Source organism: Pseudomonas sp. 14P5.3.2, from assembly GCF_057799175.1.
Genome location: NZ_JBYOKU010000010.1, coordinates 1 through 18,720, shown reverse-complemented (window position 1 = coordinate 18,720; position 18,720 = coordinate 1). Strand labels below are relative to the sequence as shown.

Annotated in this window: 17 protein-coding genes; 14 read left to right on the top strand and 3 right to left on the bottom strand. The window is 61.0% G+C overall.

Features of this window, described 5'->3' with window-relative positions; translation table 11 throughout:
- The first annotated feature begins 35 nt into the window (after positions 1–35).
- The 8 genes from AC27VU_RS10340 to AC27VU_RS10305 all read left to right on the top strand — a co-directional run bounded on the left by AC27VU_RS10340 (position 36) and on the right by AC27VU_RS10305 (position 6,907).
- Entirely contained in the window at positions 36–1,385 is a 1,350-nt protein-coding gene (locus AC27VU_RS10340) for an APC family permease (RefSeq protein ID WP_103485096.1), read from the top strand.
- 119 nt (positions 1,386–1,504) lie between these two features.
- Complete coding sequence (locus AC27VU_RS10335; RefSeq protein ID WP_488723980.1) at positions 1,505–2,521, top strand: arginine N-succinyltransferase; 1,017 nt, start codon at positions 1,505–1,507, stop codon at positions 2,519–2,521.
- 61 nt (positions 2,522–2,582) lie between these two features.
- On the top strand, positions 2,583–3,617 hold the full coding sequence (gene astA / locus AC27VU_RS10330; protein ID WP_488723979.1) for an arginine N-succinyltransferase: 1,035 nt from the start codon (positions 2,583–2,585) through the stop codon (positions 3,615–3,617).
- A gap of 185 nt (positions 3,618–3,802) precedes the next feature.
- A complete protein-coding gene (locus AC27VU_RS10325; RefSeq protein WP_003226214.1) occupies positions 3,803–4,672 on the top strand; it encodes an isocitrate lyase/PEP mutase family protein in 870 nt (289 codons plus the stop codon).
- A 283-nt stretch (positions 4,673–4,955) separates the two neighbouring features.
- Positions 4,956–5,135, top strand: a complete 180-nt coding sequence (locus AC27VU_RS10320; RefSeq protein ID WP_003226216.1) for a hypothetical protein — start codon at positions 4,956–4,958, stop codon at positions 5,133–5,135.
- A 148-nt stretch (positions 5,136–5,283) separates the two neighbouring features.
- Complete coding sequence (locus tag AC27VU_RS10315) at positions 5,284–6,057, top strand: hypothetical protein (RefSeq protein WP_488723978.1); 774 nt, start codon at positions 5,284–5,286, stop codon at positions 6,055–6,057.
- On the top strand, positions 6,054–6,734 hold the full coding sequence (locus AC27VU_RS10310; protein ID WP_103485092.1) for a transposase: 681 nt from the start codon (positions 6,054–6,056) through the stop codon (positions 6,732–6,734). Before AC27VU_RS10315 ends, AC27VU_RS10310 begins: the two co-directional genes overlap by 4 nt.
- Positions 6,731–6,907, top strand: coding sequence for a hypothetical protein (locus AC27VU_RS10305; RefSeq protein ID WP_003226222.1), 177 nt, complete (start codon positions 6,731–6,733; stop codon positions 6,905–6,907). The genes AC27VU_RS10310 and AC27VU_RS10305 overlap by 4 nt, the downstream gene beginning before the upstream one ends.
- Before the next feature lie 186 nt (positions 6,908–7,093).
- On the opposite strand, the gene AC27VU_RS10300 is transcribed toward AC27VU_RS10305, so the two are convergent.
- Complete coding sequence (locus AC27VU_RS10300) at positions 7,094–8,329, bottom strand: M20/M25/M40 family metallo-hydrolase (protein WP_488723977.1); 1,236 nt, start codon at positions 8,327–8,329, stop codon at positions 7,094–7,096.
- Positions 8,330–8,537: 208 nt separating this feature from the next.
- Positions 8,538–9,611 (bottom strand): diguanylate cyclase, encoded by a 1,074-nt coding sequence (locus tag AC27VU_RS10295; RefSeq protein ID WP_201137205.1) that lies wholly within the window; start codon positions 9,609–9,611, stop codon positions 8,538–8,540.
- A gap of 169 nt (positions 9,612–9,780) precedes the next feature.
- Between AC27VU_RS10295 and AC27VU_RS10290 the strand changes: the two genes are divergently transcribed.
- The 6 genes from AC27VU_RS10290 (at position 9,781) to hglS (ending at position 17,613) form a co-directional block, all read left to right on the top strand.
- Positions 9,781–11,232 carry a flavin-containing monooxygenase gene (locus AC27VU_RS10290; protein ID WP_103485089.1) on the top strand — a complete coding sequence of 484 codons (1,452 nt, stop codon included), beginning with the start codon at positions 9,781–9,783 and terminating at the stop codon, positions 11,230–11,232.
- A 21-nt stretch (positions 11,233–11,253) separates the two neighbouring features.
- Positions 11,254–12,180 carry an alpha/beta fold hydrolase gene (locus tag AC27VU_RS10285; RefSeq protein ID WP_488723976.1) on the top strand — a complete coding sequence of 309 codons (927 nt, stop codon included), beginning with the start codon at positions 11,254–11,256 and terminating at the stop codon, positions 12,178–12,180.
- 184 nt (positions 12,181–12,364) lie between these two features.
- Positions 12,365–13,864 (top strand): glycolate oxidase subunit GlcD, encoded by a 1,500-nt coding sequence (glcD, locus tag AC27VU_RS10280; protein ID WP_488723975.1) that lies wholly within the window; start codon positions 12,365–12,367, stop codon positions 13,862–13,864.
- Entirely contained in the window at positions 13,864–14,913 is a 1,050-nt protein-coding gene (gene glcE / locus AC27VU_RS10275; RefSeq protein ID WP_488723974.1) for a glycolate oxidase subunit GlcE, read from the top strand. Before glcD ends, glcE begins: the two co-directional genes overlap by 1 nt.
- A gap of 2 nt (positions 14,914–14,915) precedes the next feature.
- Positions 14,916–16,136, top strand: coding sequence for a glycolate oxidase subunit GlcF (gene glcF / locus AC27VU_RS10270; RefSeq protein ID WP_488723973.1), 1,221 nt, complete (start codon positions 14,916–14,918; stop codon positions 16,134–16,136).
- 88 nt (positions 16,137–16,224) lie between these two features.
- Entirely contained in the window at positions 16,225–17,613 is a 1,389-nt protein-coding gene (gene hglS / locus AC27VU_RS10265; protein WP_488723972.1) for a 2-oxoadipate dioxygenase/decarboxylase HglS, read from the top strand.
- Positions 17,614–17,722: 109 nt separating this feature from the next.
- Here hglS and AC27VU_RS10260 read toward each other — a convergent pair whose 3' ends face one another.
- Positions 17,723–18,400 (bottom strand): type 1 glutamine amidotransferase domain-containing protein, encoded by a 678-nt coding sequence (locus AC27VU_RS10260; RefSeq protein ID WP_488723971.1) that lies wholly within the window; start codon positions 18,398–18,400, stop codon positions 17,723–17,725.
- Positions 18,401–18,720: the final 320 nt, after the last annotated feature.

Genomic DNA, 18,720 nt, shown 5'->3' with positions numbered 1-18,720 from the left:
AAAACGTTCGATAGGCTGACAAGGAGTTGCGCTTCATGGAAATAGAACAGTTCGGCTACAAACAGGAGTTGAAACGTAGCCTGACACTGACCGACCTGGTGGTGTACGGGATGATCTTCATGATCCCCATCGCCCCGTTTGGCGTGTATGGCTACGTCAATGCCGAGGCACCCGGGATGGTGCCGCTGGCTTATATCATCGGCATGGTCGCGATGCTGTTCACCGCGCTGAGCTACGGCAGCATGGCCAAGGCGTTTCCGATCGCCGGCTCGGTATATTCCTACGCGCAACGCGGCCTCAATCAACACGTCGGGTTCATCGCCGGCTGGCTGATGCTGCTCGACTACCTGCTGATTCCGCCGCTGCTGTACGTCTATGCGGCAATGGCCCTCAACCATCTGTACCCGGACATTCCGAAGGTCGGTTTCATTCTGGCATTCCTGGTCAGCGCGACGTTCGTCAACCTGCGCGGCATCACCTTCACTGCACGGATGAACATCATTTTCCTGCTGGCGCAGTTGGTGGTGCTGGGGATCTTCCTGTTCTACGCCTGGAATGCCCTGCACAACGGCGGCGGCAACGGCGAGCTGACCCTGGCGCCGCTGTATCACCCGGAAACGTTCAACTTCGCCCTGCTGATGCAGGCCGTGTCGATTGCCGTACTGTCGTTCCTCGGCTTCGATGCAATCTCGACCCTGGCTGAAGAAATCAAGGGTGACCCGGGCAAAAGCGTCGGCCGTGCAGCGCTGATCACCCTGGTGGTGATGGGCGTGATTTTCGTCGCGCAAACCTGGATCGCCACCGATCTGGCCGCCGGCATGGGCTTCAAATCCGCCGACACCGCGTTCTATGAAATCGCCGAAATCGCGGCCGGCAGCTGGCTGGCAACCCTGACCGGTGTCGCCACGGCGCTGGCCTGGGGCGTTGCGGTGGCGATTACCTCGCAAGCCGCGGTGTCGCGCCTGCTGTTTGGCATGGCCCGCGATGGCAAGTTGCCGAAAGTGCTGGCCAAGGTGCACCCGAAGCACAACACCCCGTACCTGAGCATTTATCTGGTGGCGGTGCTGTCGCTGGTGATCTGCTACCTGTTCATCAACTCGGTGGACACCCTGACCTCGCTGGTCAACTTCGGAGCCCTCAGCGGTTTCATGCTGCTGCACCTGACAGTGATCAACTACTACTGGCGTCGGCAGAAGTCCGGTCAGGTCGTGCGCCACCTGATCTGCCCGGTGATCGGCTTCATCATCGTCGCCGCCATCATGTACAACATGGGCGTCGATGCGCAGAAACTCGGCCTGATCTGGATCGCTCTGGGTCTGGTGTACCTGTTCTTCCTGAACAAACTCGGCGCCAGTACCGCGCTGCCTGACCCGAGCAATGGCTGACAAGAAAAAGAGCGGCGTCTGACAACAAATCAGGCGACCGCCGCTTTAAAGCGTGGCAACCGACAGTGATAGTCAGGTTCGGTGGGGATCACCGGACCCTTTGATACAGGAGTGCATCCATGCTGGTCTTACGCCCAGTCGAGCCAACCGACCTGCCGCAATTGCAGCAACTGGCCCGCGACAGTCTGGTCGGCGTTACGTCGCTGCCGGACGACAGCGAACGCCTGCGCGAAAAAATCGCCGGTTCCTGCGCCTCGTTCGACAGTGACATTCAGGCGCAAGGCCCGGAGAACTACTTCTTCGTACTGGAAGACCTCGACACTCAGCGGCTGGTCGGCTGCTCGGAGATCCTTGCCACTGCCGGTTTCAACGAACCGTTCTACAGCCTGCGCAACCGCCACTTCACCAGTGCCTCGCGGGAGCTGAACATCGAGCACGGGGTGCCGGCGCTGTCGCTGTGTCACGACCTCAACGACCACACCCTGCTGCGCGGTTTTCACATCGACAACGCGCTGGTGCGCAGCGCCTTTTCCGAATTGCTGTCGCGGGCGCGGCTGCTGTTCATCGCCGCTCACGCACAACGTTTCGCCGATGCGGTGATCACCGAAATCGTCGGCTACAGCGACGAGAACGGTCATTCGCCGTTCTGGGATGCACTGGGCAAGCACTTCTTCGACCTGCCCTACGTCGAGGCCGAGCGCCTGTGCGGTCTGCAAAGTCGCACGTTTCTCGCCGAACTGATGCCGCAGTACCCGATTTATGTGCCGATGCTGCCCCTGGCGGCGCAGGAATGCATCGGCCGGATTCACCCGGATGGCCAGGAAGCGTTCGACATCCTCGAACGTGAAGGCTTTGAAACCAACAGCTACATCGATCTGTTCGATGCGGGTCCAACCCTGTATGCGCGCACCGCGAACATCCGTTCGATCGCCCACAGCCAGTCCGCCACTGTGCGCCAGCAAGCGCCGATCGACACGCGTGGCCGTTATCTGGTGAGCAACGACGCACTGCACGGCTTCCGGGCCATCGTCGCCGAACTGGATTACCAGCCTGAGCAACCGCTGTCGCTGACGCCGGATCTGTGTGCCGCACTGAAGGTCACCGATGGCAGCACGATCAGGCTGATAGCCCTGTGAACCGCCCCCGGCTGCTCACCCAACGACAGTGCCCGAACAGGCGCGTACAAGGAGTTACCGCATGATCGTCCGTCCGGTCAAAGTCAGCGACCTGCCAGCGCTGATGACCCTGGTGCAACAGGCCGGCCCGGGGTTCACCACCCTGCCGGCCAATGAGGATCGCCTCGCCCACCGGGTGCGCTGGGCCCAGCGCGCGTTCGCCGAACAGGTAGAACGCGCCGATGCCGATTATCTGTTCGTGCTCGAAGACGACGACCTGCGTGTGGTCGGCGTCAGCGCCCTGACCGGCGCGGTCGGCCTGCGCGAGCCGTGGTACAACTACCGGGTCGGCCTGACCGTGAGTTCGGCACCGGATCTGGGCATTTCGCGGCAGATCCCTACACTGTTTCTCAACAATGAGCTGACGGGCCAGTCGGAACTGTGTTCGCTGTTCCTGCACCCTGAACACCGCCAAGGCAGCAACGGTCGATTGCTGTCGTTGGGGCGCCTGCTGTTCGTCGCCGAATTCCCGCAGCTGTTTGGCGAGAAGATGATCGCCGAACTGCGCGGCAGTGCCGATGAGCTCGGTTGCTCGCCGTTCTGGGACAGCCTCGGCCGGCACTTTTTCAAGATGGATTTCAGCCACGCCGACCACTTGTCGGGCCTGGGCAACAAGTCGTTCATCGCCGAACTGATGCCGCGCCAGCCGTTGTACACCTGCATGCTCACCGAGCAGGCGCAAGCGGTCATCGGCCAACCGCACCCCAACACCGAACCGGCGCTGAAGATCCTGCGCGCAGAAGGCTTCACGCATAAGGGCTACATCGACATCTTCGACGGCGGCCCGGTGATCGAAGCGCCAATCGGCGGCATTCGTACCGTGCGCGACAGCCTGGCGCTGACTCTGAGCCTTGGCACGCCGGACGAACAGGCCCCCTTATGGCTGATCCACAACCGTCGCCTGGAGAACTGCCGCATCACCGTGGCCGCCGGTCGTCTGGTAGGCAATACCCTGGTGGTCGACCGCATCACCGCCAAGCGCCTCCAGTTGCAACCGGGCAATTCGGTGCGCGCAGTGCTGCTGCCCAGGCAACAGCAACAGGCGGTAGCGGCCTGAACTCGGGCCCTGCCACTGGAAATCCGCTGATTGCAGATGAAACCTTTCAGCCGCTGGAACCATCATCAACGCCTCACTCGCAAATTCGTCATGAACCTTGACCCATTCGCGTGATAGCCTTTTCATTCTTCGGCGTTGACACCTTTGCTCAAGCCGTTCCATTCCTTTGTATTGGTGGAACTCGTATGACCAGGCTTTCCCATCAAGATTTGCGCCGTAACTTCCGTCAATTGCTGGCTTCGGACACCTGCTACCACACCGCCTCGGTGTTCGATCCGATGTCCGCGCGCATTGCCGCAGACCTGGGTTTTGAGGTGGGGATCCTCGGCGGCTCCGTGGCCTCGTTGCAGGTGCTGGGCGCCCCCGACTTTGCCCTGATCACCCTCAGCGAGTTCGCCGAACAGGCCACCCGCATCGGCCGCGTCGCCCAACTGCCGGTGATCGCCGACGCCGACCACGGCTACGGCAACGCCCTTAACGTGATGCGCACCATCGTCGAACTGGAACGCGCCGGCGTCGCCGCCCTGACCATCGAAGACACCCTGCTGCCGGCGCAATTCGGCCGCAAATCCACCGACCTGATCTCGGTCGCCGAAGGCGTCGGCAAGATCCGCGCGGCGCTGGAAGCCCGGGTCGATTCGGAAATGGCGATCATCGCCCGCACCAACGCCGGGATCCTGCCAAATCAGGAAATCATCAGCCGTACCAAGCAATACCAGGCTGCCGGTGCCGATGGCATCTGCATGGTCGGCGTGCAGGACTTCGATCAGCTTGAGCAAATTGCCGAGCACCTGAGCGTCCCGCTGATGCTCGTCACTTACGGCAACCCGGCGCTGCGCGACGACAAGCGTCTGGCTGAACTCGGCGTACGCGTGACCATCGACGGCCATGGCGCCTATTTCGCGGCGATCAAGGCAACGTACGACAGCCTGCGCGAACAGCGGCAGATCTTCACTCAGGCCTCCGACCTGAGCGCCACGGAACTCACGCACACCTACACCCAGCCTGAGGATTACATTCTCTGGGCGAAGGAATACATGAGCGTGAAGGAATGATTGCCCTCTGATCCGAAGAGCCTCGGGCAACTCTAAAGATGGCCGGTAGACGCAATGTCACCGGCCAGTTGCGAGGACAGGCGAATTAAACGCCGTCAACTTCTACCCAGCGATACACACCCACAAACAAACACCAACATTTAACAACAACTAGTGAGTTGATATTAACTATCGCCTCCTTATAATCGCAAACCGTTAAACAGCAAAAACTTTAACACCCGAACATCAAACTTAAATTTATATACCGAGCAATATTCCGCTCAACTCACGACAAGGATTCGTCATGAAAACCGTTACTGCCAATTGGCAAACAACTCCTCTGCTGCGCGCAGAAACCAAAGTCATCAACATGCCAACCAAGTCCGCCCACGCGGCCAACTGCCCGGGCTGGGACGGCCTGCGATTTAACGTCGGCAACCTTCACGAGATCAAGAAACTCCGTACGCTGCCCGCTCAGGCTTAACCCCCGGGGCTGTACCGCAGATGTCAGCGTTCAGGCAACTTCAGCGCTGACATCTGCTGACCAAAACAAAATAACAAACCCTGATTATTGCGCCTGATCAAATATTCGCAAACGTACATTTGACAGCACAAAAACAAAGCGACTTCCCATGATAAAAAACCTGCTCAACCCAGACTTGACGCCTGACCAGCTTATTACCTGCATCAAGACAATAAACATGGGGAATGAAGTAAAGCGTCTGGCCGACCAGTTATCCGAACCTGCAACAGATACCGAGAATTTATCCCGTCACGCCGCGATCATGAAAGCGACGAACATCCACACTGGAACGTTGACGTTATATTGCAACAAAGATGGAAACATCAGCCTCAAGGCACCTGATAACGCACCCGCGCCTGAGCAATTCTATTCCGTACCCGGAAACAGCGTTTTGTTCGCCATCAACGGGCAATCGTATTCCATTCAGCTTTATCGGCTGGACGGTGAATATCTCACTCGCGCAGAGCAGGTGATCGTGGATGCGGAAAATCCGTTGTTCATCGACGGCAGCAAAACGCTGTACGACAGCAATCCCGAAGGAAACGGGCACCCGGCGTTTATCGGCAGCATCAATCTGCCCGATAGAACCGCAGACATCAGTGTGTTCGACCCTCGCTCATTGCGCAAAATCGGCTGGTTCCCTCATGACGACAGCGCCGCGCGCTTTCTGGTGAGTCTTGAATTGCTTGAAGCGGCACAGGACCCCGGAGCCTGCAAAGTGGCCCAGGAGTTGATTTATCACTATCACCCCGCTGTCGCCTGGAAGGCCTTTCAGATGATCAGCAGAACGGATCGACAGACCGCGCTGAATTGCGCCCCGCTGTTGAGAAACCTGCAAGACAGTCGCCTGAACCATTTACTCGACCAGTGTGAGGCGGCATGAAACTGCAGACATTTATCGAGCGTATGGCGACTTACGACCTGCAGACGGACAGTTCGAAGATCGTGGAAGATCTGCGTCAACTGGCAACTAACCGCACGTTGTTGAGCGAACACCTCTACACCACGATTCAACAGGACGGTTTCAGTACCAAAAACAGGCTTTACGGGGCCTATGCATTTGTCCTGCACTCCAACGATCTGTTTACCGTTCGCCTGGGTTTCTGGTCGCCGGTCACGTCACGGGATGAAAGGGAAACCTTTATCTACGACCTCAACCACAGCCATGACTTCGAACTCTATTGCGTGGGTTACAGCGGTGACGGCTACACCACCGTTTCGCGAGAGATTCTGAATCAGGCGCCGCTGCAGGCTGGCAGAAGGCCCGAGTTCGGCGAAGAACGAATCCTTAAACTTATTCCGGGTGAGGTGCTGCACATGCTTCCACTAAAGGAAGTACACAAACAGCTACCCCCTGAAACGATGTCCGCCTCGCTGAGTTTGCTTATTCATCCTCCGCAGGCAGCCAAAACCGAAGAAGCCTGGTGCTTCGACGACAATCTGGTGCCGACTTATCCCGGCATCGCCCGCCAGGAGACAGCGCTCTATGACAGCCTGCTGTCCCGGCTACAACGTGAGCAGACTTCACTGCTCACTCAATCAGAAAGGAAATCTGCATGAACAAGCAACTCGATAACTGGAACCACACCCCACTGCTGCACGCTGGCGCAAACGTCATCAACACACCGGTTGCAACCGCTGCGGCATCGCCATGTGCAGGCATCATTCCACGGTACAACGTGGGCAACATTCACGAAATCAAGCAGTTCTGGAACATGCCGCAATCCGCTTGATTCTTGCTGGCCCGGCGCACTATGAGGGTCAAGAAGTAGTGCGTCGGCCGGCCTGACGCCATCGCGAGCAGGCTCACTCCTACAGTGGATCTGTGTCGAACACCAATGCTGTGTTCACTGAAGATCCTCTGCGGGAGCGGGCTTGCTCGCGAAAGCGTCAGTTGCAGCACCGCCCAACCGCGGGAGTCAGCGCTTGGCCAGCTCCATGATCATCCGCGACAACAGATAAATCCGTGGCGTCACGCTCGCCACTTCGGCGTATTCCTCCGGCGTATGAATATTGCCGCCGACAATCCCGAAACCATCCAGCGTCGGCGTGCCCACGCCGGCTGACAGGCTGGCATCCGCCGCCCCACCACTGCCCTCCTCGGTCAACTTGCGGCCGATCTCGCCGTAAATCCCCTGGGCCATGGCCATCAAGCGATCCGACTCCGCCGTCTGCGGCATCGGTGGCAACCCGCGCTTGAGGCTGGTGGTCACTTCAGTTTCCGGAATCAGCTTGTCCTGCGACACCCGCGCCAGGTCTTTCTCGATCCGGTCGAATTCTTCCGGCACGGCTGCGCGCACGTCAGCCTTGGCGGTCGCGTGATCCGGGATCACGTTGGTGCGTTCACCGGCCTGGAGCACAGTGAAGTTGATCGTGGTTTTCTTCGCCTCGTCGCCGAGTTTGCCCAACTGCAGAATCTGGTGCGCCGCTTCCATCGCCGCGTTACGCCCCAGTTCCGGTGCGACCCCGGCATGCGCCGCTTTGCCCTTGACCTCGACCAGCGCCGTCGCGCTGCCCTTGCGCCACACCACCAGACCATCGGCCGGCCGCCCCGGTTCGAGGTTGAGGGTCACGTCATGCGCCTTGGCGGTTTTCTTGATCAGGTCGGTGGCGACGTCCGAGCCGGTTTCCTCGCTGGCATCGAGCAGGAAGGTGATTTGCGCGTAGTCCTTGAAGTCGAGATTCTTCAGAATCTTCAAAGCGTAGATCCCGGCGACGATGCCGCCCTTGTCGTCCATCACCCCCGGCCCGTAGGCACGCCCGTCCTTGATGCGGAACGGGCGCTCGGCGGCGGAGCCTTCCTTGAACACCGTGTCCATGTGCGCCATCAGGAGGATTTTCGCTTTGCCGGTGCCTTTGAAAGTGGCCAGCACATGATTGGATTTTTCCGGGGTATTGGGCACCAGCTCGATGGTGGCGCCGAGTTTTTTCAACTCCTCGATGGCGATCTCGCTGACTTGCTTGAGCCCAGGCTCATAGCCGGAACCGGAGTCGATATTGACCAGCCGTTCCAGCAGTTTCAGGGCTTCGGGTTGATACTGTTCGGCGTCGGCCAGCACTTGTTTGTGCGGTTCGGCGAAGGCGCCGGCAGCACTGAAGGCGAGGGACAGGCCGAGGCTGGCGGCCAGCAGGGAGCGGGGGAATGAGAACGTCATGAATCGATCCTTGTTTCGCGTCGGGGGGACTCAAACCGTACCTGACATCGACGCAAGGCTCTATACCGGATGCGACATCTCTGCGGCCGACACCGAACACCTGTAGGCCTTCGCCTGCTCGCGACAGCGGAGTGTCAGCCGACATCAATGCCGCCGACAGAACGCCTTCGCGAGCAAGCCCGCTCCCACAGGGGACGGCGGTGATAGATCAGACCGAATCGAGCAGTTCCTGCTTCGGCAGATCGTCACTGTTGCAGATCACCCGATTGCGCCCGGTCGCCTTGGCCTCGTACAGCGCCTGATCGGCCTCATTGAGCCAACGGGTTGCGTCGCCATGCGCCGGATCGTAGGCCGCCAGACCAATGCTCAAACTGACCTTGAGCGCCGGGTTCTGCTCGTAACCCAAGGTAGCGAAACGCTCGCGCAAGGCTTCCATGGCCTGCGCAGCATTGAACAGCGGCAGGTCGGGCAGGATCACGCAGAACTCGTCGCCGCCATAGCGCCCGGCGACATCCGCCGCACGCAGGTTCTGTTTGAGCATTTTGCTCAACTGGCGCAACACGATGTCACCTGCCACGTGGCCATAGGTGTCGTTGATCGCCTTGAAATGGTCGATGTCGATCAACGCAATCGCCGCGCCTTGCTTCTGTCGGCGGCAACGCTGAAATTCGACTTCCAGTTGATCCTTCCAGGCGCCGTGATTGAGCAGCCCGGTTAGGCTGTCAGTGCGACTCAAAGCCAGCAGCTCACGTTTGTGCAGGCCCAACGTGGAGGCCTGGCGAAAGCAGATCCAGCCCAGCGCCAACGGGTACAGCATCAGCAACGGCAGGCATGCATACAGCTGCAAGGGTGAGGTTTGCGGGATAAACGCCGGGGCGAAAACCACCAGGCCGACGCCGATCCCGAGGATCTGCGCCGCCAGGCCCGCCGCGAGAAAACGCAAACCGCCGATGGCGACATTATTCATCGCCATCATCGAAACGGTGGTGGCACTGGGCAGCGGATTGAACTGCATGGCGGCGACCCAGAAACCGCCCATAAAGGCGTCAACCAACAGATTGCGGTGTTCCGCATGGTAAGGAACGCTGGAACGACGGGCCCATTGGAACGCCAGATGCGGCCAGACCAAGCCATTGAACAGCATCAACGCCCAGACCCACAGCGGCGGGTCGAGCGGGTACATCGCCGCGCTCACGCACAACAGCCCCAGCACCAGCCCGAGGGTTCGCGATGTATAAAGCCTCCTGGCCAATGAAAGTCCCTTTCCCCCCTTGTTTCGCATAAGGGCCTCGAGCACTCAACGGAACCTGCGAACACCGTCAGACGGATGTGCTGGAAGTCTAACAGGCAGCCGTTAAATAGCCATCGCCGGCCAGCCCGCTCCCACAATGCAAATTTTTAGCTATACCTGAAAGGACGAAAACGGAAAAACGACTATAAGAAGGAGGCCCATGCAGACCTACCGAGTGTTGATCATCGGCAGCGGATTTGGCGGCCAATGTGCGGCGGTCAACTTGCTCAAGGCCGGGATCGACGATTTTCGCCTGCTGGAACGTCGGGATTTCTTCGGCGGCACCTGGTGCCAGAATACCTACCCCGGCGCGGCGGTGGATGTGCCGTCGCCGCTCTACTCGTTGTCGTTTGCACCATTTCCCTGGACGCAGATGTTCGCAGCCCAAGCCGAATTGCATCGCTACACCGAACACGTCATCGAGCGCTTCGGTCTGCGCGAACGCGTGGAGCTGCAAACCAACGTCGAACGCATCGAATGGGACGACGCCGAAAAGCGCTGGGCGGTGCACACCAGCCAAGGGATTTTCTACGCGCAGTTCGTGATCAACGCCTCCGGACCGTTGAGCCAACCGGTGATCCCACCCTTCCCTGGCCTGGATCGCTTTCAGGGCAAGACGTTTCATACAAACAATTGGGATCACAGCTACGACTACAAGGGTAAACGCGTGGCCATCGTCGGTAGCGGCGCCAGTGCCGCGCAGGTCATTCCGGCGATAGCCCTTGAGGTCGAGCAACTGCATGTGTTCCAGCGCACGCCACATTGGGTGCTGCCGCGCGCCGATCGCCGCTTCGGCCGTTTCCAGCGCTGGCTGTTGGGGGTGAAACCGGCCTACAAGCTGCTGCGCTGGCTGCTCTACTGGCAATTCGAAACCCGGGTCATCGCCTTCAAATACTCAAAACCGGCGATTCATTTAGTCCAGCGCCAAGCCCTGCGCTTTCTCAAGCAACAGGTGCCGGACCCGGTATTGCGCGCAAAACTCACCCCGGACTTCACCATCGGTTGCAAGCGCATCCTGCTTTCCAGCACCTATTATCCGGCGCTGACCCGGCCCAACGTCACACTGCACAGCCGCGAGCAAGGCATCGCCGCGCTCGACGAAACCGGCATCCTCACCCAGGACGGTCAACACATCGACGTCGACCTGATTGTCTGGTCCACCGGCTACGACGCCACCGACGGCGTGGTCTCCTATCCGGTGACCGGCAAGCACGGCGTGCAACTCAAGGATGTCTGGGCGCAGTACCCGCGCGCCTACCTGGGCACCAGCCTGCCGGACTTTCCCAACCTGTTTATCGTCACCGGGCCCAACACCGGCATCGGGCATACCTCCGCGCTGTTCATCATCGAAGCGCAGATGAACTACATCCTCGACTGCATCCACACCTTGCAGTCAAAAGGCCTGCACAGCATCGAAGTGCGTCCCGAGGCGGAACGTACCTACACTGCAATGATCCACCGTGAGATGGAACGCACGGTATGGAAGTCCGGTGGCTGTCACAGTTGGTATCAGAGCAAGAGCGGTCATGTGATCGCGATATTTCCGGGCTTCAGTTTCAGCTACTACCGGTTGACCCGGGCGCTGAAACCGGCTGACCACATTCTGTCCTGAACACGTAAAAGGAAGACGTCGATGCTTGTGCTGTTTGTCGCTCTCGCGGTTTTCGTGGCCTGGAGCTGGTTGAGTTACCCGGCGGTCGGGCATTGGCTGTATGACCTGAGCACGGCGCTCGAGGCCAAGTTGTACAAGTTGCACAAAATCGAGGTGCCGATTGCCGAAATGACGGTGTCGACCTGGCAAGGTGGCCCCTATGAAGCGGCCAGCGCGATCCTGATGCTGCACGGCTACAGCGCCGAGAAAAATCTGTGGCTGCGCTTCGCCAGGCACTTTGTCCGCCAGTACCGGGTGATCATCCCGGACCTCGCCGGCCACGGTGAAACCGGCTTCAAGGCCGGTGGCGGCTACGACATTCCGCTGCAGGCCAAGCGCATGATCCAGCTGCTCGACGTCTGCGGCGTGGAGAAGGTCCACGTGATCGGCAACTCGATGGGCGGCTACATCGCGGCGTGGCTGGCAGCGACCTACCCGGAGCGGATCGCCTCGGTGGCGCTGATCGACCCGGCCGGCGTCACGGCGCCGGAAGCCAGCGACATGGAGCGCCATCTGGCTCGTGGGCATAACCCGTTCCTGATCAATTCGAGGGAAGAGTTCCGGCAGTTTTATGCCATGACCATGGCCTCGCCACCGTGGGTGCCCGGGCTGGTACTGGACGCCATCGCTCAGCGATACGAACGTCAGCGTGATGAACTGGAAGAGATCTTCCGCGACTTTCGCGCCAGCCCGCCGATGGAGACGAAACTGGCCGAGATCAAATGCCCTGCGCTGCTGTTGTGGGGCCGCAAGGATCGCTTGATCGACGTCAGTAGCGTGCCGGTGTGGAGCAAGGGTATCGCCAATCTGCGGGTCGAAGTGTGGGACGGCGTCGGGCACATGCCGATGGTCGAACAGCCGGGGAATACTGCGCGGTTGTATCGGGAGTTTCTGGGCAATCAGCGATGACAGCCACCACAGTCCTTGTGGCGAGGGAGCTTGCTCCCGCTGGGGCGCGAAGCGGCCCTGATCCAGCGAAAGCAACTTGCCTGCCTCGACACGGCACCAATCTCAGGTCTGCTGCGCAGCCCAGCGGGAGCAAGCTCCCTCGCCACAAAAAAACGTCCCGGCGACAAAGATTCGGAAGGTCGGAATGAACATTCTCTACGACGAACGCCTCGATGGCCCGCTACCGGAGGTGAACAAGGCTGAACTGCTGAAAACCCTGCAGCACGCCATCCCGGACCTCGACCTTCTCTGGCGCGAAGACGAACTCAAGCCGTACGAGTGCGACGGCCTCTCGGCCTACCGCACCACGCCAATGCTGGTGGCCCTGCCCCGGCGACTCGATCAGGTGCAAGCCCTGCTCAAGCTCTGTCATCAACACAACGTGCCGGTGGTTGCCCGTGGCGCCGGCACCGGGTTGTCGGGCGGCGCGCTGCCGCTGGAAAAAGGCCTGCTGCTGGTGATGGCGCGGTTCAACAACATCCTGCACATCGACCCGGCGGCCCGCACCGCGCGGGTGCAGCCCGGGGTGCGCAATCTGGCGATCTCCCAGGCAGCCGCGCCGTTCGGCCTGTATTACGCGCCGGACCCGTCTTCGCAGATTGCCTGCTCGATCGGCGGCAACGTCGCGGAAAACGCCGGTGGCGTGCACTGCCTCAAATACGGCCTGACCGTACACAACCTGCTGAAAATCGAAGTGCTGACCATCGAAGGCGAACGCCTGACGCTGGGCAGCGACGCCCTCGATACGCCGGGTTTCGATTTGCTGGCGCTGTTCACCGGATCCGAGGGCTTGCTGGGGATCATCACCGAAGTGACGGTCAAACTGCTGCCCAGACCGCAGGTCGCCAAAGTGCTGCTGGCCAGTTTCGACTCAGTGGAAAAGGCTGGCCGCGCCGTGGCTGACATCATCGCCGCGGGGATCATTCCCGGTGGTCTGGAGATGATGGACAACCTCGCCATCCGCGCCGCCGAAGACTTCATCCACGCCGGTTACCCGGTCGATGCCGAGGCAATCCTGTTGTGCGAACTCGATGGCGTCGAAGCCGATGTCCACGACGATTGCCTGCGGGTCCGCGAGGTCATGACCCGGGCCGGTGCCAGCGAAGTGCGTCAGGCCCGCGATGAAGCCGAGCGCGTGCGCTTCTGGGCCGGGCGCAAAAACGCCTTTCCGGCGATCGGTCGCTTGTCGCCGGACTACTACTGCATGGACGGCACCATCCCGCGCCGCGAGTTGCCCGGCGTGCTGCAAGGCATCGCCCGCCTTGGCGCCGAATACGGCTTGCGCGTGGCCAACGTGTTCCATGCCGGCGACGGCAACATGCACCCATTGATCCTGTTCGACGCCAACCAACCGGGCGAACTGCATCGCGCTGAAGCGCTGGGCGGGAAGATTCTCGAACTGTGCGTGCAGGTCGGCGGCAGCATCACCGGCGAACACGGGGTCGGCCGCGAGAAAATCAATCAGATGTGCGCGCAGTTCAACAGCGCTGAACTGACGCTGTTCCACGCGGTAAAAGCCGCGTTCGACCCGCAAGGCCTGCTCAATCCCGGCAAGAACATCCCGACCCTGCATCGCTGCGCGGAATTCGGCGCCATGCACATTCATGCCGGGCAACTGCCATTCCCCGAACTGGAGCGCTTCTGATGGCTGATTTCGACGCCAGCGGCGCGCTGCTCGATCAGGTCAACGAGGCCCGGGCCAACGCCACGCCGTTGAAGATTCAGGGCGGCAACAGCAAGGCGTTTCTCGGCCGCGAAGTGGCCGGTGAAGTGCTCGACGTCCGCGCGCATCGCGGCATCGTGCGTTATGAACCGACGGAGCTGGTGGTCAGCGTGCGCGCCGGTACGCCGTTGCGCGAGTTGCTGGCGGCGCTCGACGCGGCCGGGCAGATGCTGCCGTGCGAGCCGCCAGCCTTCGGCGACAGCGCCACGGTGGGCGGGATGATCGCCAGCGGTTTGTCCGGGCCACGGCGGCCATGGTCAGGTTCGGTGCGCGATTTTGTTCTCGGCACCCGAGTCATCACCGGGCTCGGCCAACACCTGCGCTTCGGTGGCGAAGTGATGAAAAACGTCGCCGGCTACGACCTCTCGCGCCTGTTGACCGGCAGTTTCGGCTGCCTTGGCGTGCTCACCGAAGTGTCGCTGAAAGTCCTGCCGAAACCGCGTCAATGCCTGAGCATCCGCCTCGACCTCGATTGCGCCCGGGCGCTGGCGCGGCTTGCCGAATGGGGCCAGCAACCGTTGCCGATCAGCGGCGCCTGCCATGACGGGCAAAGCCTGTATCTGCGCCTTGAGGGTGGCGAAGGCTCGGTAACCGCTGCGCATCAACGCCTCGGCGGCGAACCGCTGGACTCGGCTTTCTGGCGCGACTTGAACGAACAACGCCTGGGCTTTTTCGACGAAGGCCTGCCGCTGTGGCGCCTGTCGCTGCCAAACAATCTCGGGCCGCAGGACTTGCCCGGCCAGCAGTTGATCGACTGGGCCGGTGCGCAACGCTGGCTGAAATCCGATCACGAGCACATCCAGATCCTCGCCCAGGAACTCGGCGGGCACGCCACCTGCTTCACTCATGGCGCCAGCGACACACCGTTCCAGCCGCTGCCGCGCACGCTGATGCGTTATCACCGGCAACTCAAGGCGCAACTCGACCCGCAAGGGCTGTTCAACCCCGGCCGGATGTACGCGGAGTTCTAGCCATGCAAACCACCCTCAGCGAACAGTCCCGACGCCTGCCGCGCGCCGCCGAGGCAGAAAAGATCCTCCGCACCTGCGTGCATTGCGGGTTTTGCAACGCCACCTGTCCGACCTACCAGTTGCTCGGCGATGAACTCGACGGGCCGCGCGGGCGCATCTATCTGATCAAACAAGTGCTCGAAGGCGCCGCGGCCACCGCGCAGACTCAACTGCATCTGGATCGCTGCCTGTCCTGCCGCAATTGCGAAACCACCTGCCCTTCCGGCGTCGATTATCACAACCTGCTCGACATCGGCCGGGCAGTGGTCGACAAGGCCGTGCCGCGCCCTGCCGCCCAACGTCTGTTGCGCGAGGGCTTGCGCGCACTGGCGCCAAATCCCGGCGTGTTCAAGGGCCTGCTGCGGGTCGGCACGACGTTCCGGCCTTTGCTGCCGCACCTGTTCGAAAGCAAATTGCCGCAGCGCTCGTCAGCATCCGGCCCACGCCCTGCTCCGCGCCATGCGCGGCGGGTGTTGCTGCTCGAAGGTTGCGTGCAACCGGGCCTGTCGCCAAACACCAACGACGCGACGGCGCGGGTGCTCGATCGGCTGGGGATCAGCGTCACCCCGGTGGCCGAGGCCGGTTGCTGTGGCGCACTGGACTATCACCTCGACGCCCAGGCCAAAGGCCTCGATCGCGCGCGGCAGAACATCGATGCCTGGTGGCCGCACCTGGAAAACGGCGCCGAAGCCATCGTGCAGACGGCCAGCGGTTGCGGCGCATTCATCAAGGATTACGGGCATTTGCTGGCGCAGGATCCGCGCTACGCCGACAAGGCGCGGCAGATCAGCGAACGGACACTGGATCTGGTGCAGATGCTCGCGCAGGAACCTCTGGAGAAAGTGTGCGCCGCCAGCCAACGCCGGATCGCCGTGCATTGCCCCTGCACTCTGCAACATGCGCTGAAACTCGGCGGCGCGGTGGAGGCACTGTTGACCCGGCTGGGTTTCAACCTCACGGCGGTGCCGGACGGGCATTTGTGCTGTGGTTCGGCCGGCACCTATTCGCTGACGCAACCGGCCCTTGCCCGGCAACTGCGCGACAACCGCCTCAACGCCTTGGAGAGCGATCGCCCGGACCTGATCGTCACCTCCAACATCGGTTGCCAGAATCATCTGGCCGGCGCCGGGCGCACGCAGGTTTTGCACTGGATCGAATTGGTGGATCAGTCGTTGGCAGAATGAAGTTCGTAGGATTCTTCGTTTGCCGCCGTCCGCGAAGGCTGCGATCTTTTCCTCCATCCATTACGTGACCGTGGCAGGAATTTTTTTCATGACCGTGCAGCCTTTCGTCAGCCCCGACCTGATCCGCCAACGCTTCTCCAAAGCGATGTCCGACATGTACCGCGAAGAAGTGCCGTTGTACGGCGCGCTGATGGAACTGGTGGCACAGACCAACCGCGAAGTACTCGCCGCTCAGCCGGACATCGCACGGCAGCTCGACAGCACCGGTGAAATCGAACGGCTAGACATGGAACGCCACGGCGCCATCCGCGTCGGCACGGCTACAGAGCTGGCGACCCTCGCCCGGCTGTTCGCGGTGATGGGCATGCAACCGGTGGGTTATTACGACCTGACTCCGGCGGGTGTGCCGGTGCACTCCACGGCGTTTCGCGCGGTGCATGAGGCTGCATTGCAGATCAGTCCGTTTCGGGTGTTCACCTCGTTGCTGCGCCTGGAACTGATCGAGGATCCCGAGCTGCGTGCGTTTGCCGAATCGGTGCTGAACCAGCGTTCGATCTTTACCCCTACGGCATTGCGTCTGATCGACCAGGCTGAGTCAGCTGGCGGGCTGAATGAGGATGACGCGGCGCAATTCGTCCTACAGGCACTGGAGACCTTTCGCTGGCATCACAGCGCAACCGTCACCGCCGCGCAGTACCAGACCCTTAGCGCCCAGCACCGTTTGATCGCCGATGTGGTGGCGTTCAAAGGTCCGCACATCAATCACCTGACCCCGCGCACCCTGGACATCGACATCGTGCAGGCGCAGATGCCGCTACATGGCATCACCCCGAAAGCGGTGATCGAAGGCCCGCCGCGCCGGCACTGCCCGATCCTCCTGCGCCAAACCAGTTTCAAGGCGCTGGACGAGCCGATTGCCTTCACCGACCAGAGTGACACCCACGGCAGCCACAGCGCGCGTTTCGGCGAGATCGAACAACGCGGTGCGGCGCTGACTCCCAAGGGGCGAGCGCTGTATGACCGTTTGCTGAATGCCGCCCGCGATGAACTCGGTGACTTCCCCAACGAAGGCAACGCCGCACGCTACAACGCGCTGATGACTCAGCACTTTGGCGAATTTCCTGACAGCGTCGACGGCATGCGTGAACAGGGACTGGCGTACTTTCGCTACTTCCCTACGGAAAAAGGCCTGGCAGCGGGTAGCCTTAAGTCGGCATCGCTGGAGGATTTGCTCCGCGATGGCCATGTGAAAGCTGAACCGTTGGTGTACGAAGATTTCCTGCCGGTGAGTGCGGCGGGGATTTTTCAGTCGAACCTTGGGGATGCCGCGCAGACACACTATGGCGAACACTCAAACCGTCAGGCATTCGAACAGGCCTTGGGCCGCGCGACCATTGATGAGCTGGGGTTGTACGCTGAGACGCAGCGGCGCTCGATTGAAGAATGTGCGCAAGTACTAGGGTTGAAGCTGATCTGACTGTGGCGAGGGAGCTTGCTCCCGCTGGGCTGCGAAGCGGCCCTCGTTTTGGCAGCGCTGCGCACTCCAGCGGGAGCAAGCTCCCTCGCCACAGAATCAAATGTTGCTTCTAGCGCAACCGCGACAACAACGCGACCGCCGTCTCCTCGGACGACGCCGGATTCTGCCCCGTCAGCAACAATCCATCCTCACGGGTATAGCTCGACCAATCGGCGCCCTTGGAGAAAATCCCGCCCTTGGCCTTGAGCTCATCCTCCACCAGAAACGGCACCACGTTGGTCAGCCCTACCGCCTCCTCTTCGCTGTTGGTGAAACCGGTCACCTGCTTGCCCTTGACCAGTGGCTGACCGTCCGCACCTTTGACATGGCGCAGCACACCAGGCGCATGACACACCGCTGCAACTGGTTTGCCACTGTTGTAAAACGCTTCGATCAACGCAATCGAATGGCGGTCTTCAGCCAGATCCCACAGCGGGCCGTGGCCACCGGGATAGAACACGGCATCGAAATCAGCAGCCTTCACCGTGTCCAGCTTGACCGTGGAGGACAGCGCCGACTGGGCGGCGGAGTCCTTGCGAAAGCGCTCGGTCGCGGCGGTCTGTGCGTCCGGTTCGTCACTCTTCGGGTCCAGCGGTGGCTGGCCACCCTTGGGCGAGGCCAGCGTCAGTTGCGCGCCGGCATCCTTGAACACGTAATACGGCGCGGCGAATTCTTCCAGCCAGAAACCGGTTTTCTTGCCGGTATCACCCAATTGATCGTGGGACGTTAAAACCATCAGGATTTTCATATCGTTCTCACTCGCTGTGGGGAAGGTGCGGACGCCGTTGGCGCGGTCGTGAGTGATTGACCGTCGCGCAGGGCGAATCGTTTCAAGCGCTCGACGCTGGCACTTGGCCTTACTGCGCAACTTCTTGCGCACTCGCTCGGCGAAAAAGACTGATCATCGCGCTGTAGGCCTTGACTGGCGTGGCTTACAGCCGAGTGCGCAACTTCTTGCGCAGTACTGCGCAAGAAGTTGCGCACTTTCCACCTCGATTCAGCAAAAAACATCGGTCATAACGCAGGCTGGAGCCGCTTCACCCCCGGCTGCCGGGACCTTCGATAAAG

Coding starts and splice junctions, on each gene's coding strand:
- AC27VU_RS10290 (WP_103485089.1), top strand. CDS start 9,781: ATGCAGACCTACCGAGTGTTGATCATCGGCAGCGGATTTGGCGGCCAA.
- AC27VU_RS10315 (WP_488723978.1), top strand. CDS start 5,284: ATGATAAAAAACCTGCTCAACCCAGACTTGACGCCTGACCAGCTTATT.
- glcE (WP_488723974.1), top strand. CDS start 13,864: ATGGCTGATTTCGACGCCAGCGGCGCGCTGCTCGATCAGGTCAACGAG.
- glcF (WP_488723973.1), top strand. CDS start 14,916: ATGCAAACCACCCTCAGCGAACAGTCCCGACGCCTGCCGCGCGCCGCC.
- AC27VU_RS10260 (WP_488723971.1), bottom strand. CDS start 18,400: ATGAAAATCCTGATGGTTTTAACGTCCCACGATCAATTGGGTGATACC.
- AC27VU_RS10340 (WP_103485096.1), top strand. CDS start 36: ATGGAAATAGAACAGTTCGGCTACAAACAGGAGTTGAAACGTAGCCTG.
- astA (WP_488723979.1), top strand. CDS start 2,583: ATGATCGTCCGTCCGGTCAAAGTCAGCGACCTGCCAGCGCTGATGACC.
- AC27VU_RS10295 (WP_201137205.1), bottom strand. CDS start 9,611: ATGCGAAACAAGGGGGGAAAGGGACTTTCATTGGCCAGGAGGCTTTAT.
- hglS (WP_488723972.1), top strand. CDS start 16,225: ATGACCGTGCAGCCTTTCGTCAGCCCCGACCTGATCCGCCAACGCTTC.
- AC27VU_RS10285 (WP_488723976.1), top strand. CDS start 11,254: ATGCTTGTGCTGTTTGTCGCTCTCGCGGTTTTCGTGGCCTGGAGCTGG.
- AC27VU_RS10335 (WP_488723980.1), top strand. CDS start 1,505: ATGCTGGTCTTACGCCCAGTCGAGCCAACCGACCTGCCGCAATTGCAG.
- AC27VU_RS10320 (WP_003226216.1), top strand. CDS start 4,956: ATGAAAACCGTTACTGCCAATTGGCAAACAACTCCTCTGCTGCGCGCA.
- AC27VU_RS10325 (WP_003226214.1), top strand. CDS start 3,803: ATGACCAGGCTTTCCCATCAAGATTTGCGCCGTAACTTCCGTCAATTG.
- AC27VU_RS10300 (WP_488723977.1), bottom strand. CDS start 8,329: ATGACGTTCTCATTCCCCCGCTCCCTGCTGGCCGCCAGCCTCGGCCTG.
- AC27VU_RS10305 (WP_003226222.1), top strand. CDS start 6,731: ATGAACAAGCAACTCGATAACTGGAACCACACCCCACTGCTGCACGCT.
- AC27VU_RS10310 (WP_103485092.1), top strand. CDS start 6,054: ATGAAACTGCAGACATTTATCGAGCGTATGGCGACTTACGACCTGCAG.
- glcD (WP_488723975.1), top strand. CDS start 12,365: ATGAACATTCTCTACGACGAACGCCTCGATGGCCCGCTACCGGAGGTG.